We start from the raw sequence: 25,248 nt of genomic DNA, 5'->3' as shown, positions 1-25,248 counted from the left end.
CAGTTCGACGGGGCAGTAAAGGCCGGCCGGCTGCTGGACGTCGACGAGGACCTCGCCGCACTCCTGGACGGGGATCGCGGCCACCCTCCGGTCGGACATCAGGACAATGCTGCTGGTGGTCATGCGTTCCCCCAGGTGTCGACGTACGCGGCCACGCCGGTGCGGCGGGCTTCCTCCACGGCGCGCAGCCGCGCGAAATCGCGGGCCGGCATCAATGCCTGCCACTGTTCCAAGGGCAGGACGCGGGCCTCGTCGTGCTCGCGTGCGTTGAGGGTGAGGCCCCGGATCTGCGCATCGGTGAGGCGCCCGCCATCGAAGACGAGCTGCAGAGTGCTGTACGGACGTTGCGCCCGGGGCTGCCCGTACACGGTGGCCAGCAGCCGGGGCCGACCCACGGCGGTCATGCCCGTTTCTTCCCGGCACTCACGCACCACCGCGTCCCAGGGCCGCTCGCCCGGATCCATCGCGCCACCGATCATGTGCCAGGGGTGGCCGGGGGAGTAGACGGAGTGCAGCTGGAGCGGCCGGTCGTCCTCGTCGGTGACGTAGAGGCACACGAACGCGGCCGCCCGGGGCAGTGAGTCGGCGTACTCCTGCGGCGGCACCCACGTCGAGTCCGGCCGCGCACCGCCTGCCGCAACGCCGGGTTGGCGGTGGCGGATCATCCGCATCGGCGCCGGGTTGCCGCTGAAGCCAAGCGTCCGGTACAGGGGCGCGGCCTCCGTGCTGGTGACCGTCCCGCCGGTCACGTCCGGCACGAGGCGCAGTCGGTCGGCGCCTGGGTCGAAGGCGATGGCGTCGCCTGGCAGTTGGAAGTGCAGAGCGAGGTGGGCGCCGGCGCTGTAGGCGTCCAGGCCCGCACGGCAGTACGCCACCATCCCGACGGGCAGCGCGTGAAGGGGTGACCAGTCCATCGCGTCGCAGACGTCCGGCTCCGCGATCCGGGGCTCGCCCTTCCACTGCCGGACCTCGAAGAAATGTCCCGTACGGGAGGCACCTCCGGGGCTGCGATGGTGGACGGTCACGGCGGCCCGCACGTCGGCCGGATCGATGACGACACCGGTCTCCTCCCGCGCCTCGCGGATCAGGGCGGTGACGACGTCCTCGTGCGGGCCGTCCAGATGTCCCGACGGCAGGTGCCACAGGCCGGTGGCGTACACCGGTCCGGCCCGCCGTGACAGCAGGACCTGTGACCCGTCGGCGGTCTCCCGGCGCAGGATCAGGTGGACGTCCACCGGCTCGGTGTGCCGTTGCCTGCCACTCACCGCGCACCTGCCGGACGTCGGGCGAGCACCGTGAACAGGGCCTCCTCCAGGAGCGATCCGCCGTCCGTGAAGTCGTCGAGCAGCGCCCGGGGGACCTGTCCGGTGCTGGTGTTTAGATCGAGCAGTGTGGGATCGGAAAGGCCGCGGACGGTGTCGGCCGGCAGCTCGGCCATCTCGGCCGGGACACCCGGCCGGTAGCGGTCGTACTGAGCGGCGGCCGCCGCGAACAGGGCTTCCTTGCCCATAGACAGGCTCGGGAAGGGATTGTCGGGACAGGTCACGTGGACGCTCCGTTGTCGAGCGGGCCGGGGGTGGGGAGGCGCCAAGACAGACGGCCGCACGCCGATGCGACCCGCTGGCCACCGCCCGGCTCGAAGAGGAGGCGGTAGCGACGGGGACTGCCGGCCGCCCGCCACCGGACGGCCAGATCCTGGACTTCCTTCCAGATGTCGCGCGGGCCCTGGACGGTGACGTTCCAGCGAGAGAGCCCCACGGGCTCCGCCCGCAGCCACGATCCGCAGCCGGGCGCGCCGATCGCCAGGTACTCGGCGCCGAAGTCCCGCACCAGTTGCCCTCCCAGTAGGTGATCGGCGGCCAGCCACAGGCCCCGGTCGGTGTCCGTCGGCGGTGCCAGCATGGTCTGCTGCGTCCAGGTGCCCGGATCGGTGGCGATGCGCTGGCGGAACTCCTTGCTGAGCCAGATCCGGTTCATGCCGTGCCCGGCACGGTGGGCGAACTCCACGGCCCGCAGCTCCGCCTTGACCCGCCCGTCAGCGGTGCGCTCGACGACAGCGAGGCCGGGCCACGACGGGGACGCGCTGCTGACGTGCGCCAGCAACCTGCCCTCGGGAGCGAGCTGCTCGACGAGGGCCGCGGGCACGCGCTCCAGGGTGTACGACACGAAGATGCGGTCGAACTTCCGACCCGGCACGCCCTGTTCGCCTGAGCCGCACACCACCGCCGGCCGGAAGCCGAGGCCGGCCAGCCGCGCCTCTGCCCCGTCGGTGAGGTGCCGGTCCCGGTCGAGGGTCGCCACCCCCTGGTCGCCGCAGACCTGACAGGCCACCGCGGCGGTCACCCCCGCGCCCGTCCCAACGTCCAGCACCCGCAGACCCGGGCGCAGATCCAGCTCCTCCAGCAGAGGCGCGGTCAAACCCATCACCGTCGACATCGACGTGATCGACGACCCGGACCGCGTCCCGCGCACCCGGCCCAGCAGCGGCTCCCCATCGTGCTGGACGAGCACACTGGCCCCGCCGTACAGCAGCCCGAGCAACTCGGGGCGGTCCTGCGGCGCCGACCAGTCCAGCAGATCCCATCGCGGCGGCTCCTCGCCCGGGGCGCTGCGCCGTACGTACGCCTGCGGCATCAGCACTTCGCGGGGCAGCGTGAGGAGGGCGTCGCGGACCGGTCCCGGGCTCAGCGCCCCTTCCTCCTCGAGCCGGGCGACCATCGCGGCCCGCGAGACTGCCGGATCCGCTTCCGCAGGCGTCGGCGCGGCGTCGCTGACCTGGCGCGCGGTGTGCTCCGGCGCCTCGTCGCCGGCGGGGCAGGTGTCCAGAGTGCTCATCGTTCGCCCCAGCCCAGCTCGGAGTACGGGCGCCCCGCGAGAATCCCGTCGATGGCCCGCAGGGTGTACGGCACAACTTCGGCGGCCGGAAGGTTCTGCGGCTTCCACCACCGCCACTCCACGCACCGGTCGGGCTCCAGGACCTCCGGGTCGCCGGTCCAGGACCGGGCCCGGAAGACGAGCCCGATCCTGGGCCGCGCGGTGGGGGAGTCGATGTGGTGCACCGTGTGGACGAGCTCGACGTCCTCCGGGGCGATGGTGAGGCCTGCTTCCTCCTTCGCTTCCCGCACCAGGCAGTCGATCGCGGCTTCCCGCTCGCAGTGGCCGGCCAGGAAATGCCAGGTGTCCGGTGCGAAGGCGGAGTCCGGGTGGCGCAGGCCGAGGAGGATCCGACCGTGTTCGTCCTGGAGGTGGAGGTGGACACCGACGATGTGAAGCTCGGTCCCCACCGGGGCTTCGCCGGGCAGCGGACGAGCACCGTCCCGCCGTCCCTCCGCCGCGGGGTGCTCGGCCGCGTGGCGCCGGATCAGCTCCTCAAGTCCGGGGCTCAGGCGGAGCCGGTCGAGCATGTCCACGGTGCACCACTTCAACAGGACACCTTCGTGGAGCTTCACCGCCTCGGCATCCCCACTCCAGTGGCCGGCGTAGACCTGGATGGGCACCGCGAGGCCGTCGACGCTCGTCGCCTCCTCCACGGCGAACGGCGCCAGTTCGGTGGGTTCCAGACCTGGCGCCTCTTCGGCGAGCTCCCGCCGCAGTGTCGCCTCAAGGCAGGAGTCGTCCATCGTGCGGCCGCCACCGAGGAGGGCGAACACCCAGGGCTCCCAGATGCCCTCCCGGTCATCCCGAAGATGAAGCAGGTACCGGCCATGCGCGTCCTGGAGCAACGCGCCGGCGTTGACGGGCTCCGGCCGCCCGTCGAGGCCCTCCGCCACGGCGTCCAGGAGCTTGGCCCGCAGCGTAGGGGACCGCACGTCGGCGTACGCGAGCCACTGGGCGCCGGCGACTTCCTCGTCCCGCAGGGCGAGCGGCGGCGGCTGCTCGGCCGTGAGGTAGAACGCGAAGCGGAAGTCGAAGTGCTGGTGGGCGGACTCGCCCTTGGCCGGATGGGCGTCGATGTCATGGACGTCCACGTCGATGGGCCCGTCGAGGAACCGCGGGGTCGGACAGAGGTCGCCGGGACTGATCCCGGTCTCTTCGCACACTTCCCGCACGGCGGCCGCGATGAGCGTACGGTCACCCGCCTCGACGTGGCCACCTGGAGCGAGCAGCAGCCCTGTCACCCGATGGCGGATGTGCAGCACGCGACGGTCGCGGTCGATGACCACCGCGCTGCAGGTGACGTGACCGGGCAGCGTGGCCCGGCTCGACGGCTCCTCGGTGCCGTCGAGGACAGCCAGCAGCCCGTTCAGTGCCTCCTGTTCCTCGGCATGCCGGCCGAGGTAGGCCTCGATGGTCGCGCGGATGTGGGAGCGGGAGGGCGGCACGTGGTCACCTCGGGAGTTGGGGGGCGGAGCGTGGGGAGCGGCACATGCTGTACGCGGGGGTGGCCCTATCTGGGCGCCCTAAATCGAGCGCTGGGCGGCAAGGGCGTGTTCGGTGGGCCGGACGGCCCGCTGGTGAGGTCGGCTTGGGGTCACCGGCCGTGTTCAGGTCCGGGCTCACGGCCCCCTCCGGAAGCGCGGTCGCGCCGCCCGTCCGCGGCGGCAGCGGGATGCGGAACAGCAGGGCCCCATGCCGATGGCGCCGGTTGCGCGAGGGCGCCTGGTGAAGGGGGAGGCGCGGCGGGCGGGCCGGGCATGTCCAGCAGGCCGCGCAGCGGGGAGCGGTAGAGGATCACGAGGGGGACGACGAGCAGGCAGGTGCCGACGATCAGGGTGGGGCGTACGCCGATCCAGGTGCCGAGTCCGCCGGCGAGGAGTGCGGCCACCGGCCGCGCGCCGGAGGTGAGCCAGGTGCTCACGGCCTGCATACGGGCTTGCATACCGTCGGCGGTGACGACTTGGCGGATGGAGCGCTGGGTCGTTCCCGCGGCCGCGGCACAGGCCAGCTGAAGGAACAGCGCAGTGCCGATGGCGAACTGCCAGGCGAGGCCTGGGGAGGCGAGCAGCAGAGGGATCTGGGTGAGCGGCGTGATCGCGAGGGCGCCGAGCATCATCGGTCCGGGCCCGTACCGCGCCGCGAGTGACGGGGCGGCCAGCGCGCCGACCGCCGCGCCCAGGGCTCCGAGTCCCAGAACCATGCCGAAGACGGTCGTCCCCATCGCGAGGGAGCGGATCAGGTTTGTTTTGGCAAAGACTGTGTCCCCCGCAGGTCGTGTCGCTTTACGCCGGGGCTGCGCGCCTGGCCCGTGTCGCGTTACCTCGTGCCATGGTGTCCCTTTTCCAGCTGCTGCCTGTGGCGGACATCACGTCTCGCCGAACTCGGCGAGACCGGGAAGACCATCCCACAGGTCGCCGAGGAACTGGGCATCACCCCCGGGACCTTGCACTCGTGGGTGTTACGGGCGAAGCGGAACGGTTCGCCCGCCTCGGGCGCCCCGGCGGGCAGCCGAACGGCACCGCAGTCACAGGGCGGGGTGGTAGGGCGGCGACAGCCTGGGGGAAGGGGCTGCTTCGGCCGCCGACGTTGTGGCGACATAGCATCTGGCTGCTGGGCCGGCTGTGATTGACACGTGCGTTCGCTTGCTGACGGGGCCGCTCGGGCATGATGGGGAGGTGCCATCGGCGCCTTTTCCGGAGGGAGCGGGGATGACGGAGAGTCCGGCAGAGGGCCGCAGGAGCGGTCCGGCGGCACCGCAGTTGCGGCTGGATGAGCTGCTGGAGGGGCTGCAGGCGCAGATCACGCAGGTCCGCGCGACCCGGGACCGGGTCCACACGCTCCTGGACGCGGTTCTCGCGATCGGCTCCGATCTGGATCTCGACGTGGTGCTGCGGCGGATCACCGAGTCTGCCGTCACCCTGGTGGACGCCCAGTACGGGGCGCTGGGAGTGGTCGGCGAGGAAGGGAAGATTCGGCAGTTCATCACGGTCGGCATGGACGAGACCACCATCCAGACGATCGGCCACTATCCCGAGGGCCAGGGCATCCTCGGGCTGCTGATCCGCGAACCGGAGCCGCTACGGCTCGCCGACCTGGGCCGCCATCCCGACTCGGTGGGCTTCCCCGCGGGACATCCGCCCATGACGACCTTCCTGGGAGCGCCGGTGCGCGTGCGCGACCAGGTCTTCGGAAACCTGTACCTGACTGACAAGCGCGGCGGGGTTGAGTTCGACGAGGAGGACGAGGCGGTGCTGCGCACGCTCGCGGCCGCGGCCGGTGTCGCGATCGACAACGCCCGCCTGTACGAGGACAGCCGACGCCGGGAGCAGTGGCTGGCGGCGAGTAGCGAACTGACGCGCAGCCTGCTGTCGGGCACCGACCCTGACCAGGTCCTGCACCGGGTCGCCGCCACGGTCAGGATGCTGTCCGGCGCCGATCTGGTGACGCTGGCGGTGCCCTTCGACGGCGGTGAGCTGGTGATCGAAGCCGCTGACGGCGTTGGCGCCGAGCAGGTGCACGGATTGGTACTGCCGGCCACCACCCTGGCCGCGAAGGTCTACCACTCAGGCGAGCTGATCACCAGCAGCGCGCTGTCCGAGGAGCCGCAGACCGGGGGCGGCTCCGCTGCGAAGATCGACCTGGGGCCCGGATTCCTGCTCCCGCTGGGCGGTGCCGCCCACGTGCGCGGGGTCCTGCAGGTCGCCAACCTGCCCGGCGGCACGGAGTTCTCCGACGCCACCATGGCCATGATCGACGGCTTCGCCGACCAGGCCGCACTGGCCCTGGAGATCGCCGAGCACCGGCGTGAGGCCGAGCAGCTCCTGGTCCTGTCCGACCGCGACCGCATCGCACGCGACCTGCACGATCTGGCTATCCAGCGGCTGTTCGCCTCCGGGCTGACTCTGAACTCGGTCCTCGGCCGCATCTCCGACCGGCCCCAGGTGGCCGAGCGCGTCCAGCGTGTGGTAGACGACCTCGACGACACCATCAAGACCGTGCGGGGCACGATCTACGCGCTGCGCGAGCGCGACCGCTCCGACGGGCGCGGGGGGCTGCGTGCGAAGCTGCTGGCCGAGACCGACAAGGCCGCCGAGACACTCGGCTTCGCTCCCGCCCTGCGTATGACCGGCCTGCTGGACACCGACGTCCCCGCCGACTACGCCGAGCACCTGCTGGCGGTGCTGCGCGAGACGCTGTCGAACGCCGCCCGGCACGCACACGCGACCGGCGTCGAGATCACCGCCGAGACGGACGGCACCCAGCTGCGGCTGCGCGTGGCCGACAATGGATCCGGCATCGACCCTGCCGTCACTCGCCGCAGTGGCCTGGACAACCTCCACCAGCGCGCCGCCGACCTCGGCGGCACCTTCACCCTTACCCCGAACGAGCCCACCGGCACCATCATCGAATGGACTGTGCCCCTTTCCCCGCGGGTGGAAGCCTGATCCTCTTGTCGGCTGTCGGCTGTCGGCGCGTCTGACGCGCTGACCGGTGATACCTGCGGCGTCGGACACGGGCAACAGGGCACGCGACGTGCTCGCCGGGCTGGCTGGTGGCTCCGTTCGGTACTACGCCTCCCGGTTGGAGCCGGTGTGGGCATGCCCGTGTGCGGGCATCCAGGCGCCGACGGCGTCATGGGCGCCAGCCGTCACCGGGCAACCCTGAGGCCGCTTCGTGAGGCTGATCGCCGCAGGACGTGCGTCGGCCGCTCATGAACCCGTGCGTTCCCAGCCCCGATGCGGGGCCCGGGCGCCCAGTTGGACGTCGCGGCTGCGGTAGACGATGTACGGGCGGGTCAGATAGCCGAGCGGTGCGGTGAGCATGTGCACGAGCCGGGTGAACGGCCAGGCCGTGAACAGGAGCAGGGCGCTGATCGCGTGCAGTTGGAACAGCACCGGGGCTTCGGTCATCAGGGCGGGGTCGGGCTGGAGGTAGAAGATGGAGCGGAACCAGGGGGAGATGGTCTCGCGGTAGTCGTAGCCGCCGCCGACGACGTTCGCGGCCACGGTGGCGGACAGACCGAGCACGATGGTCACGGTCAGGGAGACGTACATGGCCTTGTCGTTGCGGGTGGTGGCGGAGAAGACCGGGCCGACGGTGCGGCGGCGGTAGATCAGGATGGCGATCCCGCCGAGCGTGGCGACGCCGGCGATGGTGCCGAGGACGACGGCGCCGATGTGGTACGTGTGCTCGCTGATCCCGATCGCCTCGGTCCAGCTCTTGGGGATGACCAGGCCGCCGATGTGGCCGAGGAGTACGACGAGGATGCCGAAGTGGAACAGGGGGCTGCCGATGCGCAGCAGCCTGTTCTCGTAGAGCTGGGAGGAGCGGGTGGTCCAGCCGAACTTGTCGTAGCGGTAGCGCCAGATGTGGCCGAGGACGAAGATCGCGAGGGCGACGTAGGGCAGGGCGACCCACAGCAGGATGGGGCCGGTGCCTGCCTCCGCCGCCAGGGTGAGGGGCTGCGCGGGTGCGGTCATCGGGGACCTCCTACGACGGGGTCGGGCAGGAACACAGGGGCTGACACGGGGGCTGATCCGGGTGATGGCATGGGGGGCGCGTACGGGTCGAGGCCGACCTGTTCCTCGGGCGGGCCCTGTGCGGCCAGGCGCATGACGGCCTCGCGGTCGTCGCCGGCGAGACTGGGCAGGGTGGCGGAGACGGAGTCCAGGACGTGGGCCCAGGGCGAGGTGTCGTCGTTCAGGGCGAGCCGCAGGAGTTCCAGGCCGGCCCGGTGTTCGGTGAGCAGGCCCGCTCCCGTCGCCGGGTCGGTCGCGGCGAACTCGAGAACCACGGCGAGGTGGTCGGGGAGTTCGTCGTCGCCCAGGCGCCAGCCGGCCGCGGCATAGGTCTGCTTCAGCCGCAGCAGGCCGAGGCCGCGCTTGCGGGTGTCGCCGTGCGCGTAGTAGGTCAGGTAGAGGCAGCAGCGTTTACGGTGGTCGAAGGTGGCTACATAGGCGGTGGCCAGGTCGGCGGGGTCGGTCTGCTGCGCGTGCGCGGTGAAACAAAGCAGGGGGCGGGCGACCGGTTCGGGCAGGGTGGCGGCGACCCTGGCGGCCAGGGCCAGGTACTGCGCGAACCGCTCGTCGGGGTAGGAGAGCAGCAGGGACTGTGCCTGCCAGGCGGCGGCGAGCCACGGCTTGGTGCGGGAGGTCTTCCGTTTCATGGCCTCGGTTCCACCTCTCCGTCGCGCTCGGCCCCGGTGCCGTTGTCGGCCGGCCTGTCCGGGAACAGGCCGGGTGGGGAGCTCTTGCCGTCCCAGTTGAGGAGGTTGACCCGGGTGGCCTTGTCGGTGGGGGTGGCCGGGGTGTCGGCGGTCTGCCGGTCACGCAGGGCGTGGAAGTTCTCCACCGCGATCGGCGCGGCGCCACCGGAGGTCTCCCCGAAGGGACCGGAACCGCCCATGCCCGGGCCGCCCTCGTAGTCGAGGCTGCACTCGGTGGCCAACTCCTCTAGCTTGTGGGCCTGTTCGGCGTGGGCGGGAGGGATGACGTACCGCTCGTCGTACTTGGCCAGTGCCAGCAGCCGGTACATGTCGTACACCTGCTCCCCGGTCATCCCGACCGCCTCGGGGATGTCGTCGTTCGGTTCGCGGCCGAGGTTGATGTCGCGCATGTACGCCCGCATTGCCGCCAGGCGGCGAAGCACCGCGTCCACCGGTGCCGGGTCGCCCGCGGTGAACAGTTGGGCGAGGTAGTCGATGGGGATGCGCAGGGCGTCGACGGCGGCGAAGAGGGTGCGGTGGTTCTCGGCGTCCTGTCCGGTGTCGCGGACGGCGTCGACGACCGGGGACAGTGGCGGGATGTACCAGACCATGGGCATCGTCCGGTACTCCGGGTGCAGCGGCAGGGCGACCTTGAAGGTGTTGATCAGGGCGTGGATCGGGGAGCGCTGGGCGGCCTCGATCCAGTCCCGGGGGATGCCCGCCTTCTCTGCCTGGCGAACGACTTCCGGATCGTTGGGGTCGAGGAAGACGCCTCGCTGGGCTTCGTAGAGGTCCGTGTCGTCGGGGGTGGAGGCGGCTTCCAGGACGCGGTCGGCGTCGTAGAGGACCAGGCCGATGTAGCGTAGCCGGCCCACGCAGGTCTCGGAGCAGACGGTGGGCAGGCCGACCTCGACGCGCGGGAAGCAGAAGGTGCACTTCTCGGCTTTGCCGGTGCGGTGGTTGAAGTAGATCTTCTTGTACGGGCAGCCCGTGACGCACATGCGCCAGCCGCGGCAGCGGTCCTGGTCGACCAGGACGATGCCGTCCTCTTCCCGCTTGTAGATGGCGCCGGAGGGGCAGGAGGCCGCGCAGGACGGGTTGAGGCAGTGCTCGCAGATCCGCGGCAGGTAGAACATGAAGGTCTGCTCGAACTCGAACTTGATCTTCTCGGAGACCTGGTTCAGCAGGACGTCCTGCTCGCTGGTGGCGGCCGATCCGCCGAGGTCGTCGTCCCAGTTCGCCGACCAGGAGATCTTCATGTCCTTGCCGGAGATCAGGGACTTGGGGCGGGCGACCGGGGTGTGTTCCTGCAGCGGGGCGTTGGTGAGGGTCTCGTAGTCGTAGGTCCAGGGCTCGTAGTAGTCGTCGAGGGAGGGCAGGACCGGGTTGGAGAAGATCTGGATCAGCTTCTTGAACCGGCCGCCGGCCTTCAGCGCGAGGTTGCCCTTCTTGTTCAGCTCCCAGCCGCCGCGCCATTTCTCCTGGTCCTCGTAGCGGCGGGGGTAGCCCTGGCCGGGGCGGGTCTCGACGTTGTTGAACCACACGTACTCGACGCCGGTGCGGTTGGTCCACGCCTGTTTGCAGGTGACCGAGCAGGTGTGGCAGCCGATGCACTTGTCGAGGTTCATCACCATCGCCATCTGGGCCATCACACGCATGTCAGTACTCCACGTCCTGGTTAGTGCGGCGGCGGATGACGGTGACCTCGTCGCGCTGATTGCCGGTGGGGCCGAGGTAGTTGAAGGCGTACGTCAGCTGGGCGTAGCCGCCGATGAGGTGGCTGGGTTTGATCAGCAGGCGGGTCAGGGAGTTGTGGATGCCGCCCCGGCGGCCGGTGGTCTCGGTGCGGGGCACGTCGATGAGGCGGTCCTGGGCGTGGTGCATGTAGACGGTGCCCTCGGGCATGCGGTGCGAGACGATGGCGCGGGCGGCGACCACGCCGTTGCGGTTGACCGCCTCGACCCAGTCGTTGTCCTTGACGCCGACCTTGGCCGCGTCCTGGGTGCTCATCCAGATGGTCGGGCCGCCCCGGGACAGGGAGAGCATGAAGAGGTTGTCCTGGTACTCGGAGTGGATGGACCACTTGTTGTGCGGGGTCAGGTAGCGCACGGTCACGCCGAGTTCGCCCGTCTCGCCGATGCGGGGCTCGTCGAAGAGCGCGTGCATGTTCAATGGTGGCCGGTAGACGGGCAGTTGTTCGCCGAGTGCGGTCATCCAGTCGTGGTCGAGGTAGAAGTGCTGGCGGCCGGTGAGGGTGTGCCAGGGCTTGAGGCGCTCGACGTTGATGGTGAACGGGGAGTAGCGGCGTCCTCCGGTCTCGGAGCCGGACCATTCCGGGGAGGTGATGACCGGCACCGGGGCGGCTTGGGTGTCGGCGAAGGTGATCTGCTTGCCCTCGTGTTCGGCGGCCAGGTCCGCGAGCCGTGTGCCGGTGCGGGCTTCGAGGGTGTGGAAGCCCTGGGTGGCGAGGTGGCCGTTGGTGGTGCCGGACAGGGCGAGGATCGCCTCGCAGGCGTGCGTGTCGCGGGCGATCGAGGGCCGCCCGTCGGCCGTGCCGCCGCGCACGGTGCCGTTCTTGTGCCGCAGGTACTCCAGCTCGCGCTCGACCTTGAAGGTGACGCCCTTGGTGGTGGCGCCCAGGGTGTCGAGCAGGGGGCCGAGGGCGGCCATCTTGTCGGCGACGGCGCCGTAGTTGCGTTCCACCGTCACCAGTTTCGGCATCGTGCGGCCGGGGACCGGCTCGCACTCGCCCGCCTTCCAGTCGAGCACCCGGCCGTGCGGGTTGGCCATCTCGTCGGGGGTGTCGTGCTGCAGCGCGGCGGCGACCACGTCCTTGCGGACGCCCAGGTGATCGGCGGCCTGGCGGCTGAACTCCTTGGCGATCGTGTGGAAGGCGTCCCAGTCGGTTCGGGTCTGCCAGGGCGGGGCGATGGCCGGGTTGAAGGCGTGCACGAAGGGGTGCATGTCGGTGCTGGACAGGTCGTGCTTCTCGTACCAGGTGGCGGCGGGCAGGACGATGTCGGAGAAGACGGTCGTGCTGGTCATGCGGAAGTCCAGGGTGAGCAGCAGGTCGAGCTTGCCCTCGGGGGCTTCCTCCCGCCACACCACGTCTCGGGGGCGGGCCTCAGGCGGCGCCTCGGTGGCCCGCACTGAGTGGTCGGTGCCGAGGAGGTGCTTGAGGAAGTACTCGTTGCCCTTGGCCGAGGAGCCCAGCAGATTGGCCCGCCAGATGGTCAGCACGCGCGGGAAGTTTTCGGGGGCGTCGGGGTCCTCGCCCGCGAACCGCAGCCGCCCCGCCTTCAGTTCGTCCACGACGTGCTCGGCGACCGGCCGGCCGGCGGCTTCGGCCTCGTCGGCCAGGTCCAGGGGGTTGCGGTCGAAGGTCGGATAGGACGGCATCCAGCCCATCCGCGCCGACTGCGCGATGACATCCGCCGTGGTCTTCCCGGCGAACGGGCCGCCCGTGCCCGGGCCGGCCGCGGCGAGGGTGTCGGCGGAGAACGGGTCGTAGCGGAACTGGTCGGCGTGCAGGTACCAGTAGGCGGTCTGGATCATCTGCCGGGCCGGCCGGTTCCAGTCCGCGGCGGTCGCGATCGCCGAGTAGCCGGTGATCGGACGGACCTTCTCCTGACCGACGTAGTGCGCCCAGCCACCGCCGTTGACGCCCTGGCAGCCGGTCAGCGTGGTCAACGTCAAGAATGCGCGGTAGATGGTGTCGGAGTGGAACCAGTGATTGGTGCCCGCCCCCATGATGATCATCGAACGACCGCCGGACTCCTCGGCGTTGGCCGCGAACTCCCGCGCGATCCGCGCCGCCTTCCCGGCCTCCACTCCGGTGATCGCCGCCTGCCAGGCCGGGGTGTACGGCTCCTCCGCGTCCTCGTACGAGGTCGGCCACCGGCCGGGCAGGCCGTCGCGGACCACCCCGTACTGGGCGAGCAGGAGGTCGTACACCGTGGTCACCAGCCGCCCGGCAACCCGCTGGACCGGGACCCCGCGCCGCAGTAGCGCCGCGCTGCCGTCGGGGGCGTCGAAGCGGGCCAGTTCGACCTCGACCGGCGCCTCCTCGCCGCCCTCGGCGGACAGCAACGGCTGGATGCCGCCGAGGTCGAGGTTCCACTTGCCGGCGCCCGCCTCGCCGTAACGGTCGCCGAGCGTTCCGTTGGGCACCACCGGCCGGCCGGTGGCCGCGTCCAGCAGCACGGTGCGGAACTCCGCGTGCTCGGCCTCGGCGTGTTCACCGCCCAGATCGGCGGCGGTCAGGAACTTGCCCGGCGTGAAGATGCCCGGCTCGCCCTCAGCCTCGTCGAGGGCGACCAGGAAGGGCAGGTCCGTGTACTTCGTGACGTAGTCGGTGAACTGCGGCGTGGTCCGGTCGACGAAGAACTCCTTGAGGATCACGTGTCCCATGGCCATGGCGAGGGCCCCGTCGGTGCCGGGCTGGGCGGCGAGCCATTCGTCGGCGAACTTCACGTTGTCCGCGTAGTCCGGGGACACAGCGACGACCTTCTGGCCGCGGTAGCGGGCCTCGGCCATCCAGTGCGCGTCCGGGGTGCGGGTGACCGGCAGGTTGGAACCCCACATGATCAGGTAGCCGGCGTCCCACCAGTCGCCCGACTCCGGAACGTCGGTCTGGTCGCCGAAGACCTGCGGGGAGGCGACCGGCAGGTCGGCGTACCAGTCGTAGAACGACAGCATCGCCCCGCCGAGCAGCGAGTAGAAACGGGCCCCGGCCGCGTGCGAGACCATCGACATCGCCGGGATCGGCGAGAACCCGGCCAGCCGGTCCGGGCCGTACTCTTTGATGGTGTGCACGTGCGCGGCGGCCACCATCTCCACCGCCTCGTCCCAGCTCGCCCGCACCAGGCCGCCCTTGCCGCGCACCCGCTTGTAGCGGCGGGCACGCTCGGGGTCGGAGACGATGTCCGCCCAGGCCGCCACCGGATCCCCGAGGCGTGCCTTGGCCTCCCGGTACATCTGCAGCAGCACGCCGCGCACGTACGGGTACCGCACCCGGGTCGGCGAGTAGGTGTACCAGGAGAAGGCCGCCCCGCGCGGACAGCCGCGCGGCTCGTACTCCGGGCTGTCCGGGCCGACCGAGGGGTAGTCGGTCTGCTGGGCCTCCCAGGTGATGATGCCGTCCTTGACGTACACCTTCCACGAGCAGGAGCCGGTGCAGTTCACGCCGTGGGTAGAGCGCACCACCTTGTCGTGCGACCAGCGGTCCCGGTAGAACTCGTCCGCCTGTCGGCCGCCCTTGCGGTGCAAGCTGCGCAGGTCCTTCGAGACCTCCGCCCGGGTGAAGAACCGGCGGCTGCGCACCAGCGCCTCCGCCAGATCGCCGTCCAGGCCCGCCCGTGTCTTGTCCCGGCTGGTCTCCGTGCTCACCGTGCCACTCCGCTCCGGGCGACGTGAGCCCGTTCGAGTCGTGATCAAGTCCGGTCGCAGACGACTCTATGACCGCCGTCCCCCGAAAGGTCAACCGTCACACCACAATCAGGCGAAACGCGGCTGATGGAGATCGTCTGCGCGCCGAAGCGGCTACCCGGGTTCCGCAGGCCCATGCCGAAGTGCCCGTGCCCGACCGGGATGGTCCGGTCGGGCACGGGCACTTCGGCATGGGCGGGCTGGCGGCTGATCCGCCCCGCCGAGAGCGGTCAGGCGGCAGGCCGGGACAGGGCGCTGCCCGCTTCGGCGCGCACCGCCTCGACGGCTTCCCACTGCTCGGTCGACAGGGTCGCCAGCGAGGCGGGGAAGACGCCGTCCTGCTCCTTGAGGATGTGATCACGCAGCAGGGCGAGCACCTCCAGCAGCCGGTCGGGCCAGGCGGGATCCGCCGGTACGCTGTCCGTCGCCTCGGCCAGCACCGCCTCGATGCGACGGTGCTCGGCCTCCAGGACGGCGATGTGGTCGGGGAACTCCAGGGCCATCGCGGGGAACAGCCCGTGCTCCTCCACCCGGGTGTGCGGGACCAGGACGGCGGTGATGCGGCGGGCGAGTCCGACCATGCCGGCGAGGTCGCCGTCGCGCCGGGCGTCGCGCACGTGGCTGATGAGGGTGACGACCTCGTCGTGTTCGCGGGTCAGCTCGTCGATCGTCGCCACGGACTGACAGCCGCAGTATTCGCACATCGGAGGACTCCGGCTTCTCTGCGTCGGTTCAGCTTGAGTGGACGATGGGCGGCGTGCGGCGGGTGAGTGCGTGCCGCACGCCGGTCTCGGTAAAGGTCAGCGCCGCCGCCGCGACAGCGGCCAGCAGGATGAGGCCGATCCCGTAGGAGCCGTAGGCGCCGTACAGCGACCCCATCACCAGCGGCGGCACGAAGCCGCCCAGGCCGCCCGCGGCACCGACGATGCCGGTGACCGAACCGACCTTGTTCGCCGGAGCCAGCAGCGCCACCAGCGCGAACACCGCGCCGCTGCCCGCGCCCAGCGCGGCGGCCATGGCCAGGAAGGCGATCGTGCCCACCGGCGCCAGGGCCGGTGTGAAGGACTGCGCGAGCGCCCCGGCCAGCACCACCGCGAGCGTGCTGGCCAGCACCCGCACCGGGCCGATGCGGTCCGACAGCCAGCCGCCCATCGGCCGCATGGCCACCGCGAGCAGCACGAAGCCGGCCATCCGGTTGGCCGCGTCGGCCTGGGTGAGGCCGTAGCCGGTCTTGAGGTAGGTGGGCAGGTAGACGGAGAAGGCGACGTAGCCGCCGAAGGCCACCGCGTACAGGGCGGACGCCTGCCAGGTGACGCCCAGGCGCAGGGTGGCGGCCAAACGCCGCCCCAGCGGTTCGGTCGGCACGGTGCGGCCCGGGGCGTCCCGCAGCACCAGCGCGGCCACGACCGCGTATGCCGCAAGGATGCCCGCGGTGATCAGGAAGGGCGTCGACATGCTGTGCGCGTCGACCAGTTTCACCGTGGTGAGGGCGCTGATCGCGGTGCCGCCCATACCCATGCCGAAGACGCCAATGGCAAGGCCCCGCCGCTCGGGCGGGAACCAGGCGCTCACGAAGGGCACGCCCACGGCGAAGGCGGTACCGCCGATACCGAGGAAGAACCCGCCGGCCAGCAGGGCGGTCAATGAGGAGTGTCCGGCCAGGCCCAGGTAGAGGACGGGCACGATGGTGACCGCCGAGACGATCGGGAACATCACACGCCCGCCGAACCGGTCGGTCAGCGCGCCGACCGGGATGCGGCCCAGGGAGCCGACGACAACCGGCACGGCCACCAGCAGCGACTGCTGGAAAGAGGTGAGGTCCAAAATGTCCTTGAAGCGAGGGCCGAGCGGGCTGAGCAGCGCCCAGGCCCAGAAGTTGACGGCGAAACCGACCGTGGCCAGGGCCAGCATCAGCCACGCCCGGCCGGACACCGCAGCACCTGAAGCCGCCCTGCTGCTCTCCGTCGTCGAAGACTGGACCATGCTGTCCGTCCCTTCCCTCTTACTCACATAGTTCTGCGACAGAGGCCGCAGAGGAATCCGCGGGCCCTGTCTTGCGGATCGGCGACCCCTCAGCCACTGTCGGCGGTGGGGCACCGGGGCGGCATGGGCCAAGGGTCCCTGCCGCCGGGCTGACGGTCCCCACCTCCGATCCGGCCGGCCCTCCTCCACTGCCCCCTGCCCCAGATTGCTCGCACGACTCCTTCCATACGGCAGCTGCGGCCTCTGCCGCCGGGGCACGAAAGTAGGGCCGACCGGCCCTACCCGATGCCGCGCCGCCACACTGAGGATGGTGAGATGCTCGAGAACGACGCCCCTCGCATTCTCGACCGGCAGGAATGCCTTCGCCTGCTGGCCAAGGTGCCGGTCGGTCGGGTCGTGTACACGCGGCAGGCGCTGCCCGCGGTCCTCCCGGTCAACTTTTCCCTGGACGAGGACGCCTCCGTCCTGCTGTACACCTCGGCCGGCTCCGACCTCGTGCGCGCCATCGACGGCGTCGTGGTCGCCTTCGAAGCGGACGAGTTCGACGCCGCGACCCGGTCCGGCTGGAGCGTGGTCGTCACCGGCCGAGCCGGCGTGGTGACCGACCCCGCCGAGCACGAACGGCTCTCGCAGAGCGGCCCGCATTCCTGGATGCCCGTGCGGGACGGGGTCTTCGTGCGCATCGAGTCCGAGCTGGTCACCGGACGCGAACTCGGGGGCACGCACCAATCGATGAGCCTCAGTCGACGCGGGCGTTCGTGATGCGTGACCGGTCGCAGGGTGCCTGCTGACCGGACACCGTCATACGGATCCGGCGGTCCTCCCACCGGAGGCCGCCGGATCGGGTCGGGGCGCGGGATGCGGTGCGGCGTGCACAGCCGCGCGCGGCGTGCGGCCACCCTCGGGGCCGTAGCCGAACCGGATCAGCAGCTGCGGGCAGCGCCGCTGCCGCCCTCCGCCCATCGCCGCCCGCAGATCCTTCCATTCCATCGCCTGATGCAGCATCGAGGTGCGCACCCCATACGCGGTCGCCACGAGCAGCACACGCTGCAGCGCCTGGCCGGCCCGCAGCCAGTCCTCCCGCCGGTCCCACGCCGTCCACACCAGCGCGACCTGCGCGTGGCGTTCGAACTGCAGGGCAGGAAGATGCGGCACCGGGAGCCGACCGGTGAAGTCCCGCATCGGCATCCGCCCGGTCGCGTCCAAGGCCCCTACGGCGGTCACCGGGATGCCGTAACCGGTCTCGCGTCCCGGGGCGGTGAGCCAGCCGCGTGCCTCGGCCGTGCGGCCCGGATGGGATGCGTTGCGGACCTCGCCCGCCTGGGTCAGTCGCAGCAGGCGCCGGGTCTCCATGATGTCGGGAACCTCCAGGTGCGCCCCCTCAGCACGGGCCGCGCCGATCATCTCCGTCACGATCGGCTCCGGCACGGGACGGCCGGTGAAGGGCATCCGGCTGGTGTGACGCCGCTCAATGGCCTCGTACAGGTGCCGCAGGCGCGACGGCCCGTCCTCGGCGGACCCGGCCAGTTGCACGATGGCCAGCAGGCCGGGATCGTCCGCGGCGGGCAGCAGCCGGACGACCGGCTCCCAGCCCATGCTTGCTGCGGCCACCCGGAGGTTGAAGACGGCCGCGCCCACCGACAGGTGCTGGGCACGCAGGTCGGGATCGATCATCGGCAACCGCCGTCCGGGGTCGGCGCGGACCTTGATCGACCGGCTGTCCGGGTCCAGGCCGAACCGCCAGGGCTGCGTGTTGTGGATCGACGGCGCGGCCACCGCCGCGGCGAGCAGGCACTGAACGGCTGCGGCGTCGACTTCCCGGGTCTGCATGGCGGCTCTCCTCTGCAACGATCTTCCCGTATCGCCCACCTTGCGCCACCAGCCCCGCTCGCAAGAGGGTTGACCGGCCCGTGCCGGGGCGCCATACGGCCCCAAAACCGAGCGCCGGACAACGGCGGGAGCCCTACGGGAGACCCAGGATCTCGGCCTGCCCATGGCGCGACGCTCCGGGCTCCGGGGCGATCCTTGTCTCTCCGGATCCCGAGCCCCGGCCGTCGGCCCCCTGCGCACCGGCCCACCCGCGAGGGGGACGGCCGGCCCCACCATCTGTCCCGGCTCGGCCCTGTACCAGCTGGGCAGCCCCGAGACAGGCTGGGCACGAGGTGGACCCGCGCCGCTCTGGCTCGCCCGGTCGGCAAGGGTGCCGCGGTTCTGGATGCCTGCGGCCACCGGTTCGACACCGGCCCGCACAGCTTCCGCGGGGGCCGGATCACCAGCCCCCCGTCCTGACCTCCTGCGGTGCCTGCTCAGCCTTCCGCGTGGGCCAGCCACAGGTCGGGGCCGAAGACCTCGTAACGGATGTGGCGGGCGGGGATGCCGGCCTGCAGCAGCTGGGCCCGCACGGTGCGCATGAAGGGCAGTGAGCCGCACAGGTAGACGTCGGCGTCGGCGGGCAGGTCCAGTCCGTCGAGGTCCATCAGACCGGTGCGGGCGCCGGGTTCGGCGGCGGCGTCCTGTTCGTACCAGAACTCGGCCCGGGCGCCGGGCAGTCGGCCGACGAGGCGGCGGGTGTCCGCGCGCAGGGCGTGGTCGGCCGGGGAGCGGTCGGCGTGCAGCACCGTGACCGGGCGGGCGGCTCCGGTCGCCGCGAGGTGTTCGAGCATGCCGACCATCGGGGTGCAGCCGATGCCGGCCGAGACCAGCAGCAGCGGGCTGTCGGCGTCGTCGAGGACCACGTCGCCGAACGGGGCGGACAGGGTGAGCTCGTCGCCGGCCCGGACGGTGCGATGCAGCTGGTTGGACACCTCGCCCTCGGGGGCGTCGGCCACGCTCGCGACCCGCTTGACGGTGATACGGCGCAGCTGGTCACCGGGGTCGCCGGAGAGGCTGTACTGGCGCAACTGGTGTATGCCGTCGGGCATCTCCACACGCACGCTGACGTACTGGCCGGACCTGCCGGAAGGGATCGGGCCGTCGTCCGCCGGGCGCAGCAGGAAGGACACCGCATCAGGGGTCTCCTCCCGCCGCTCGACGACCGTCCACTGCCGCCACGGATGACGGGGATCGACCTGCGCCTCCTGGTACAGGCGGGCCTCCCGGGCGATGAGCGCGCCGGCCATCAGCCAGTACACCTCGTCCCAGGCGGCGGCGACCTCCGGCGTGACCGCCTCGCCGAGCACGTCGGCAATGGCCCCGAACAGGTACTTGTGGACGATCGTGTACTGGTCCTCGGTGACACCGAGTGCGGCGTGCTTGTGGGCGATCCGCGACAGCAGCGCGTCCGGGCGGGCGTCGGGATCGGCGAGCAGTGCCTGTGCGAAGCCTGCGATGGACCCGGCCAGAGCGCGACGCTGTTGTCCGCTGGCCTGGTTGCCGCGGTTGAACAGCCCGTCCAGCAGCTCTGGTTGATCGGCGAACATCGTGTCGTAGAACCGCGCCGTGATCTCGTCCAGGGCTCCGCCGACGGCGGGCAGGGTGGCACGGACGACGGCGGCCGACTCGGGCGAAAGCATGGGTCTCCTCGGCAGATGGGGTGTACAAGGGGATTGGCGCTCACCATCGTGGCTTGATCCACGTACGGGGGCCGAGGGCCGAATGGCCTTCTTTTTGAGGCCGATCGGCTCGTCTGGACGCGGACGCCCCCACCAACGGACCCGTCGGTGGCAACAGTGCCCGGCCACCCCTCGGTCCGAACGGGCCACGGAGTCGCGCCTGGTTTCGGTGCGGGTCTCCAGTGACCGGATGTGCCAAACACCGAGGCCCAGTCAGACGGAAGCGGTGTCGCGGTTACACGATGTCGAGAACATCGGTGACCGGGCGGCGGGGGGTGGCCGGACCCCGCGGGCCGTAGCCGAGACGCAGCACCATCTGGACCTGCCCCGTGGCCGATCCCGGGTCGCGGACCAGCAGGCGCAGCTCGGGGGTCTCCAGCGCGTGGGAGGTCAGGGATGTGGCCAGGTCTGCCCGGGTTGCCTCCAGGAGCACCCGTTCCAGTGCCTGCCCGGCGCGCAGCCAGTCGGCGGGCCCGTCGCCGGGGGTGCTCAGCAGGGCCAGGTGGGGGGTGTACTCGAAGGTGGTGGTGCCACGGTCGGCCACCGGTCGGCGCCCGGCGAAGTCCCGTACCGGAGCCTTGCCGTCCCGCTTGCGCGGCCCGAAGGCGTACTCGGGGACACCGTCGACGGCTGTGTCCGCCTCCGGGCCGAGCCGGGTCCAGCGGACGAGGTCCTCGCGGGCGCCGGAGTCCATGACATCGCGGCTCTCCGCGTCGCGGACCAGGTCGAGCACCGTCTCGGCATGCCAGGGGCCGGGGAAGAGCAGGGCGGCCGACTCGCGTGCCGCAGCACCCTGCAGTGTGGTCCGGATGTCCTCGGGGATGCCCTTCTCGGCGAAGGGATGGCGGCTGGTGTGCCGCTGCCGGATCACCGCATGCAGCCGGGCCAGCTCCTCGTCCGGCGCGCCCCCGGCCTGCCCGGTCAGCTGGGCGGCGGCGAGCAGCAGCGGGTCCTGCGCCTCGGGCAGCAGCCGGACGTCCGCGGTGAGGCCCGCGTGCGCGGCGGAGACGCGCAGGTTGAACAGTGCCGCCCCGCAGCCGATGTGCAGCGCCCGGTTGCCGTGATCGGAGCGGGGCATGGCCCGCTCGAGGTCGGCGTACAGCAGCAGGAGACGTTCACTGGAAAGGAAGCGGAAACGCCATGGCTGAGCGTTGTGCATGGACGGCGCCGCGGTGGCCTCGGCGACCAGCGTGGTCACCGTCTTCTCATCGAGCTGTCGCAATGCCATGGCATCCTCCTTGCACGCGCCCGCCGGGACGTGGAGCCCACGGATCGGGTACCCCACTGACGACTCGGCCGACACGCCACACGACTGTGGCGGTCAGCCCGCACCCGGCCGGCTGATCCCAGTGTCCGCCTCATGGGACCTGCCGGGCGTGCGAAACCCCCGAATGCCGCAGCAGCGGGTCCTGCGGCTCGCAGATCGCCGGCGCCTCAGGCGGCGGGCGCCCGGACGAGCGTGTTGTCACCGCTTCGGCCGGCGAAGTAGTCCGCGACGTTGGCCACCGTCGTCTCGGCGATCTGGCCGACGGCGTCCCGGGTGAAGTACGCCTGGTGCGAGGTGACCAGGACGTTGTTGAAGGTCATCAGCCGCGCGAGGCGCTCGTCGGTCATCACTTCCAGGGACTTGTCGAGGAAGAACACGCCGGCCTCCTCCTCGTACACGTCCAGGCCGACGCCGCTGAGCCGCCCCGCGCGCAGGGTTTCCAGCAGGGCGTCGGTGTCCACGAGGCCGCCGCGGCTGGAGTTGACCAGGAGCGCGTCGTCCTTCATCAGCCCCAGGGCACGCGCGTCGAGGAGGTGGTGGGTGTCCGGCAACAGCGGCACGTGCAGGCTGACCAGGTCCGCTTCGGCGAACAGCCGCTCCCGCTCGACGTATTGCATGCCCAGGGCCAGGCAGTCCGGGTTCTCGGCGACGTCCCAGCCCAGCAGCCGCATCCCGAAGCCGTGGGCGATCCGCGCGAACGCGGCCCCGATCTTGCCGGTGCCCACGACACCGGCCGTCCGGCCGTACAGGTCGCGGCCCATCAGCCCGTCGAGCCGGAAGTCGAACTCCCGGGTGCGATGCGCGGCGCGAACGATCCGCCGGTCGACGGCGAGCGCCAGCGCCCAGGCGAACTCGGCGACCGAGTAGGGCGAGTAGGACGACACCCGGGCCACCGTCAGGCCGAGTTCCGCGGCCGCCGTCAGGTCGATGTTGTTGTAGCCGGTGGCCCGTTGGGCGATCATCTTCGTGCCGCCCGTGGCCAGGGCGCGCAGGACCTCGGCGTCGAGGGTGTCGTTGACGCTGGTGAGCACGATCTCGTGCCCGGCCGCGGTGGGGGCGGTGTCCCGGTTGAGGAAGAGTCCCAGACAGCGCAGGTCATGCCGGCCCGCGAACTCACCGTTGAATGCGCCGTGCAGCAGCGGCTCCTCGTCCGCGAGGACGCCGTACGCGATGGCCTCCACGTGCTGTCTCCTTCTGTGGTGAGCCGAATCAGAGGTCTTGGGGGTCGACCGGCGTCCCCGGCTGCTCGAAGTCCATGCCTGCCTTGCTCTGCGCGATGATCTCCTGCACATGCTGTTCGATCTGCTGAGGGTCGAGGCCCAGTGCCTTTCCTATGTGAACCGACCACACCTCGGAGCGCAGGTTGGTCTCGAAGTCCAGATCGGCGCGTACGTTCTCGCGTGCCGCCTGCCGGTTCTGGCTGACCATGACGAACGTCGACAGGAAGATCGCTTCCAAGCTGACGATCATGGTGAGCAGCCCGTAGGGATACGGGTCGAAGATCTCTGCCCTCCCGAGCAGGCCCTCGTTCAGCACAATCCAACCGGTGAACCAGAGAGCGTGCAGGTAGACGAACCGCATCGTCCCCGCGAACGAGGTGATCGCGTCGGCGACACGGTCCTGCGAGGTGCGCATCCGTGCCAGCCGGACACGCTCGTGGGGAACACGGACGGCAGCGCGCCGAGGACGGCTCCGGCCCGCGGAAGCGGGGCCGCTCTCACCGGCGGAGCCCGGCTTCACGCCCTCCATCCGTCGTCCTTTCGATCGATGCCCGGTGCTGACCGGGGTCCTCTCCCAGCGTGACAGCAGGGAAGCATGTCATGTGTGGGCCGCATGGGACGCCACCGGGGACGTTCAGCCCAGCCGCCTCCCGCGAAGAACGCCGGCTCAGTTCCCTTCGCGCCGGAGCCGGTCCGGGCCTGGGTGGCGATGACCGCGGCCGGGATGCGCCGCTCCACGCCGAGCTTGGCCGGGCAGCCAGGAGGGGCTCCTTTCCATCGGCCTCGAGGTTCCTGGGCAGTTCGGTCCTCGGCCCAGGGACGCTCGGCCCTGCCCCCACGCCCGTCCGGGAGGGAAGCTGACTGAAAGAGCACCAGGGGCCGGCTCCACGGGACGGGCCGCCAGGACGACATGGCCGAAAAGTGCCGTACTCCCTGCGCCATGCCGACATCTCACTGTCATGCGGGAACAGAACGGCACTCCGGCCCGGTGCCCGTCGCGGAGCGACACGGCTCCGACGCCGATCCGGCGCCGCGCTCGGCCTCCCTCCGCCGGGGAGACGACGGACAAGGAAGAAAGTGGGCGTGATGACGCACATCGTTGGTGACGTGATGACCCGCGAGGTCATCGAAGCCCGCCGGGAGACGCCGTTGAAGGATCTGGCACGGCTGCTGGACCGGCACCGGATCAGCGGCCTGCCCGTGGTCGACCACGACGACAAGGTCCTGGGCGTGATCTCCGAGACCGACCTGATCCGCCGCCAGGCAGCCCAGTCCGCCGACCGTCCTGTACGGCGGTTCCGCGTGCCCGCACTGCGACGCTCCGCCCGCCGCGCGGTCGCCGTCGCCCGGGCCTCCACCGCGGAGGACCTGATGACATCGCCTGCCATCACGGTACACCCCCAACAGCGGGTCGCGGACGCCGCGCGTGTGATGGAGCGCCACGGCATCGAACGCCTCCCGGTCGTGGACGAGGAGGACCGGCTGATCGGCATCGCCACCCGCCGCGACCTGCTGCGCGTCTTCCTGCGCACGGACGAGGAGATCCGCCGGGAAGTCATCGCCGAGGGGTTCACCCGCGCCATGCGCCTGCCGCCCGACACCGTGACCGCCTCCGTTCGGGACGGCATGGTCACGCTGGAAGGGTGCCTGCAGCGCCACAGCGACATTCCGTCGGCGATCACGGCTGACGTACCGGATCGACGGTGTGGTCGGCGTCGTGAACAGCTTGACGGGCGGCGTCGACGACAGCCGGTCCCGACACGTCGGCTGAAAGCCTGTGGCGGGGCCTGGACCGGAGAGTTGTGGCCGAAGGCGGATCGGTACGCGCGACCACTTACTACGGAGCCCTACCGTCGGCCCACACCAACGCATGGGGAACGTGACGCGGCCGGGTGATCCCCGTCCGCACGAGAAGGAACGGCGGCTCCGGAGGACTCCCCTGACGTCCGGTGCCGCCCTCCCCGGCCGGCTCAGCCGGAACAGCCCGGACGGACACGCGCAACTGCGTGCACCGGCACCGGGGCTGCCCGGGCGGACCGCGGTGTTGGCCGACCGGGCGCGAAAGAGGCGTGCCCGCCAAGGCGTTCCCGTCGTGGTGGCCGCGGGCAACGGCGGCCGGTGATTCACGCGTGCCGGTGGCCCCGGTGCGAGTTGAACTCGGCCCAGTCGTGGTCCCACCGCGCGCTGCGCCGCACCTCCAGCCGTACCCGAGCGACCCACCAGCCACCCAGCACCAGCACGCCCGCACCGGTCCCGGCTGCCGCCCCCAGCGCGGCTGCCTGGGTTCTGGCCTGAGCGGGGGTGGGCGGCGCGGGGTGGTTGCGGCCGGCGTCGTCGAGCCACACCGTGGCGGGAGAGCCCGCCCGGCTGCCCGCGGCCACCGACGCCGGGCCGGACCTGGAGGTGCCGCTGGGCGTGGTCCACCGCACGATCGCGCTGACCCGGTCGTCGGTCGCCAGGACGGAGAACCGTACCGGCGTCGGCTCTGGGGCGTCCCCGACAAGGCGGGCCGTGGTGCGGTGCAGCCCCCGGGCCTCATCGAGAGCCGAGTGCTCGGCGACGGCAGCCGTCGCCACGCCCAGAGCCGGCACCGCGAGGAGGAGCAGGGCTGCCGCTGCCGCGCCGAGCCAGGCTTCGGCGACGTCGGAGCGCCGCCTGAGCGGGTTGCGCCGCCAGCGCCACAGCAGCACCGTGCCACCCCGTCTCCGCATGCGTGTG

The 25,248-nt window shown here is 71.3% G+C and carries 19 protein-coding genes and 2 pseudogenes; 3 read left to right on the top strand and 18 right to left on the bottom strand.

Translation table 11 applies throughout. The features are described 5' to 3' along the window. Positions 1-18 precede the first annotated feature (18 nt). From ACF07B_RS21480 to ACF07B_RS21455, 6 genes and pseudogenes are all read right to left on the bottom strand, one after another. A pseudogene (locus ACF07B_RS21480) lies at positions 19-123 on the bottom strand (dipeptidase); the annotation flags it as partial. Then, positions 120-1,265: an NUDIX domain-containing protein gene (locus ACF07B_RS21475; protein ID WP_392180098.1), complete on the bottom strand. Its 1,146-nt coding sequence runs from the start codon at positions 1,263-1,265 to the stop codon at positions 120-122. The pseudogene ACF07B_RS21480 and the gene ACF07B_RS21475, both read right to left, overlap by 4 nt. Continuing rightward, complete coding sequence (locus tag ACF07B_RS21470) at positions 1,262-1,546, bottom strand: hypothetical protein (RefSeq protein WP_392180097.1); 285 nt, start codon at positions 1,544-1,546, stop codon at positions 1,262-1,264. Before ACF07B_RS21470 ends, ACF07B_RS21475 begins: the two co-directional genes overlap by 4 nt. Then, entirely contained in the window at positions 1,543-2,835 is a 1,293-nt protein-coding gene (locus ACF07B_RS21465; protein ID WP_392180096.1) for a protein-L-isoaspartate O-methyltransferase, read from the bottom strand. Before ACF07B_RS21465 ends, ACF07B_RS21470 begins: the two co-directional genes overlap by 4 nt. Next, positions 2,832-4,322 (bottom strand): NUDIX domain-containing protein, encoded by a 1,491-nt coding sequence (locus tag ACF07B_RS21460; protein WP_392180095.1) that lies wholly within the window; start codon positions 4,320-4,322, stop codon positions 2,832-2,834. Before ACF07B_RS21460 ends, ACF07B_RS21465 begins: the two co-directional genes overlap by 4 nt. A 149-nt stretch (positions 4,323-4,471) precedes the next feature. Further along, complete coding sequence (locus ACF07B_RS21455; RefSeq protein ID WP_392180094.1) at positions 4,472-5,077, bottom strand: hypothetical protein; 606 nt, start codon at positions 5,075-5,077, stop codon at positions 4,472-4,474. A 508-nt stretch (positions 5,078-5,585) separates the two neighbouring features. On the opposite strand from ACF07B_RS21455, the gene ACF07B_RS21450 reads away from it, so the two are divergent. Then, positions 5,586-7,322 carry a GAF domain-containing protein gene (locus ACF07B_RS21450; RefSeq protein WP_392180093.1) on the top strand — a complete coding sequence of 579 codons (1,737 nt, stop codon included), beginning with the start codon at positions 5,586-5,588 and terminating at the stop codon, positions 7,320-7,322. Positions 7,323-7,586: 264 nt separating this feature from the next. Here the strand turns inward: ACF07B_RS21450 and narI are convergent, their stop codons facing one another. The 6 genes from narI to ACF07B_RS21420 form a co-directional block, all read right to left on the bottom strand. Then, positions 7,587-8,357, bottom strand: a complete 771-nt coding sequence (narI, locus tag ACF07B_RS21445; protein ID WP_392180092.1) for a respiratory nitrate reductase subunit gamma — start codon at positions 8,355-8,357, stop codon at positions 7,587-7,589. Then, positions 8,354-9,043 carry a nitrate reductase molybdenum cofactor assembly chaperone gene (narJ, locus tag ACF07B_RS21440; RefSeq protein ID WP_392180091.1) on the bottom strand — a complete coding sequence of 230 codons (690 nt, stop codon included), beginning with the start codon at positions 9,041-9,043 and terminating at the stop codon, positions 8,354-8,356. Before narJ ends, narI begins: the two co-directional genes overlap by 4 nt. Continuing rightward, on the bottom strand, positions 9,040-10,740 hold the full coding sequence (gene narH, locus ACF07B_RS21435) for a nitrate reductase subunit beta (protein ID WP_392180090.1): 1,701 nt from the start codon (positions 10,738-10,740) through the stop codon (positions 9,040-9,042). Before narH ends, narJ begins: the two co-directional genes overlap by 4 nt. A 1-nt stretch (position 10,741) precedes the next feature. Then, entirely contained in the window at positions 10,742-14,470 is a 3,729-nt protein-coding gene (locus tag ACF07B_RS21430) for a nitrate reductase subunit alpha (RefSeq protein ID WP_392180089.1), read from the bottom strand. Between the two features lie 269 nt (positions 14,471-14,739). After that, complete coding sequence (locus ACF07B_RS21425) at positions 14,740-15,213, bottom strand: hemerythrin domain-containing protein (protein WP_392180088.1); 474 nt, start codon at positions 15,211-15,213, stop codon at positions 14,740-14,742. Between the two features lie 28 nt (positions 15,214-15,241). After that, complete coding sequence (locus ACF07B_RS21420) at positions 15,242-16,492, bottom strand: nitrate/nitrite transporter (RefSeq protein WP_392180087.1); 1,251 nt, start codon at positions 16,490-16,492, stop codon at positions 15,242-15,244. A 315-nt stretch (positions 16,493-16,807) separates the two neighbouring features. Between ACF07B_RS21420 and ACF07B_RS21415 the strand changes: the two genes are divergently transcribed. Continuing rightward, positions 16,808-17,254: a pyridoxamine 5'-phosphate oxidase family protein gene (locus ACF07B_RS21415; protein WP_392180086.1), complete on the top strand. Its 447-nt coding sequence runs from the start codon at positions 16,808-16,810 to the stop codon at positions 17,252-17,254. A 39-nt stretch (positions 17,255-17,293) separates the two neighbouring features. Here the strand turns inward: ACF07B_RS21415 and ACF07B_RS21410 are convergent, their stop codons facing one another. The 5 genes from ACF07B_RS21410 to ACF07B_RS21390 all read right to left on the bottom strand — a co-directional run bounded on the left by ACF07B_RS21410 (position 17,294) and on the right by ACF07B_RS21390 (position 22,945). Beyond that, positions 17,294-18,322, bottom strand: coding sequence for an Acg family FMN-binding oxidoreductase (locus tag ACF07B_RS21410; RefSeq protein ID WP_392180085.1), 1,029 nt, complete (start codon positions 18,320-18,322; stop codon positions 17,294-17,296). A gap of 476 nt (positions 18,323-18,798) precedes the next feature. Further along, a complete protein-coding gene (locus ACF07B_RS21405; protein ID WP_392180084.1) occupies positions 18,799-20,004 on the bottom strand; it encodes a globin domain-containing protein in 1,206 nt (401 codons plus the stop codon). Positions 20,005-20,278: 274 nt separating this feature from the next. Next, a complete protein-coding gene (locus ACF07B_RS21400; RefSeq protein ID WP_392180083.1) occupies positions 20,279-21,271 on the bottom strand; it encodes an Acg family FMN-binding oxidoreductase in 993 nt (330 codons plus the stop codon). Between the two features lie 206 nt (positions 21,272-21,477). After that, entirely contained in the window at positions 21,478-22,491 is a 1,014-nt protein-coding gene (locus ACF07B_RS21395) for a 2-hydroxyacid dehydrogenase (protein WP_392180082.1), read from the bottom strand. Between the two features lie 28 nt (positions 22,492-22,519). After that, positions 22,520-22,945 carry a DUF1003 domain-containing protein gene (locus ACF07B_RS21390; RefSeq protein ID WP_392180081.1) on the bottom strand — a complete coding sequence of 142 codons (426 nt, stop codon included), beginning with the start codon at positions 22,943-22,945 and terminating at the stop codon, positions 22,520-22,522. A 671-nt stretch (positions 22,946-23,616) separates the two neighbouring features. Between ACF07B_RS21390 and ACF07B_RS21385 the strand changes: the two are divergent. After that, positions 23,617-24,301, top strand: a pseudogene (locus ACF07B_RS21385) (CBS domain-containing protein). A 352-nt stretch (positions 24,302-24,653) separates the two neighbouring features. Here ACF07B_RS21385 and ACF07B_RS21380 read toward each other — a convergent pair. Further along, positions 24,654-25,241: a hypothetical protein gene (locus tag ACF07B_RS21380; RefSeq protein WP_392180080.1), complete on the bottom strand. Its 588-nt coding sequence runs from the start codon at positions 25,239-25,241 to the stop codon at positions 24,654-24,656. Between the last annotated feature and the right edge of the window lie 7 nt (positions 25,242-25,248).

This window comes from Streptomyces sp. NPDC015532, assembly GCF_043078065.1.
GTDB lineage: Bacteria > Actinomycetota > Actinomycetes > Streptomycetales > Streptomycetaceae > Streptomyces.
Note: the sequence above shows the minus strand (reverse complement) of the source record. Positions and strands in the feature narration are given on the sequence as shown.

What these genes read in the sequence shown, in the direction of transcription:
- ACF07B_RS21415 (WP_392180086.1), top strand. Translation starts at nt 16,808, where the DNA reads ATGCTCGAGAACGACGCCCCTCGCATTCTCGACCGGCAGGAATGCCTT.
- ACF07B_RS21405 (WP_392180084.1), bottom strand. Translation starts at nt 20,004, where the DNA reads ATGCTTTCGCCCGAGTCGGCCGCCGTCGTCCGTGCCACCCTGCCCGCC.
- ACF07B_RS21400 (WP_392180083.1), bottom strand. Translation starts at nt 21,271, where the DNA reads ATGGCATTGCGACAGCTCGATGAGAAGACGGTGACCACGCTGGTCGCC.
- ACF07B_RS21465 (WP_392180096.1), bottom strand. Translation starts at nt 2,835, where the DNA reads ATGAGCACTCTGGACACCTGCCCCGCCGGCGACGAGGCGCCGGAGCAC.
- narJ (WP_392180091.1), bottom strand. Translation starts at nt 9,043, where the DNA reads ATGAAACGGAAGACCTCCCGCACCAAGCCGTGGCTCGCCGCCGCCTGG.
- narH (WP_392180090.1), bottom strand. Translation starts at nt 10,740, where the DNA reads ATGCGTGTGATGGCCCAGATGGCGATGGTGATGAACCTCGACAAGTGC.
- ACF07B_RS21450 (WP_392180093.1), top strand. Translation starts at nt 5,586, where the DNA reads ATGACGGAGAGTCCGGCAGAGGGCCGCAGGAGCGGTCCGGCGGCACCG.
- ACF07B_RS21390 (WP_392180081.1), bottom strand. Translation starts at nt 22,945, where the DNA reads ATGCGCACCTCGCAGGACCGTGTCGCCGACGCGATCACCTCGTTCGCG.
- ACF07B_RS21455 (WP_392180094.1), bottom strand. Translation starts at nt 5,077, where the DNA reads ATGGTTCTGGGACTCGGAGCCCTGGGCGCGGCGGTCGGCGCGCTGGCC.
- ACF07B_RS21425 (WP_392180088.1), bottom strand. Translation starts at nt 15,213, where the DNA reads ATGTGCGAATACTGCGGCTGTCAGTCCGTGGCGACGATCGACGAGCTG.
- ACF07B_RS21380 (WP_392180080.1), bottom strand. Translation starts at nt 25,241, where the DNA reads ATGCGGAGACGGGGTGGCACGGTGCTGCTGTGGCGCTGGCGGCGCAAC.
- ACF07B_RS21410 (WP_392180085.1), bottom strand. Translation starts at nt 18,322, where the DNA reads ATGCAGACCCGGGAAGTCGACGCCGCAGCCGTTCAGTGCCTGCTCGCC.
- narI (WP_392180092.1), bottom strand. Translation starts at nt 8,357, where the DNA reads ATGACCGCACCCGCGCAGCCCCTCACCCTGGCGGCGGAGGCAGGCACC.
- ACF07B_RS21420 (WP_392180087.1), bottom strand. Translation starts at nt 16,492, where the DNA reads ATGGTCCAGTCTTCGACGACGGAGAGCAGCAGGGCGGCTTCAGGTGCT.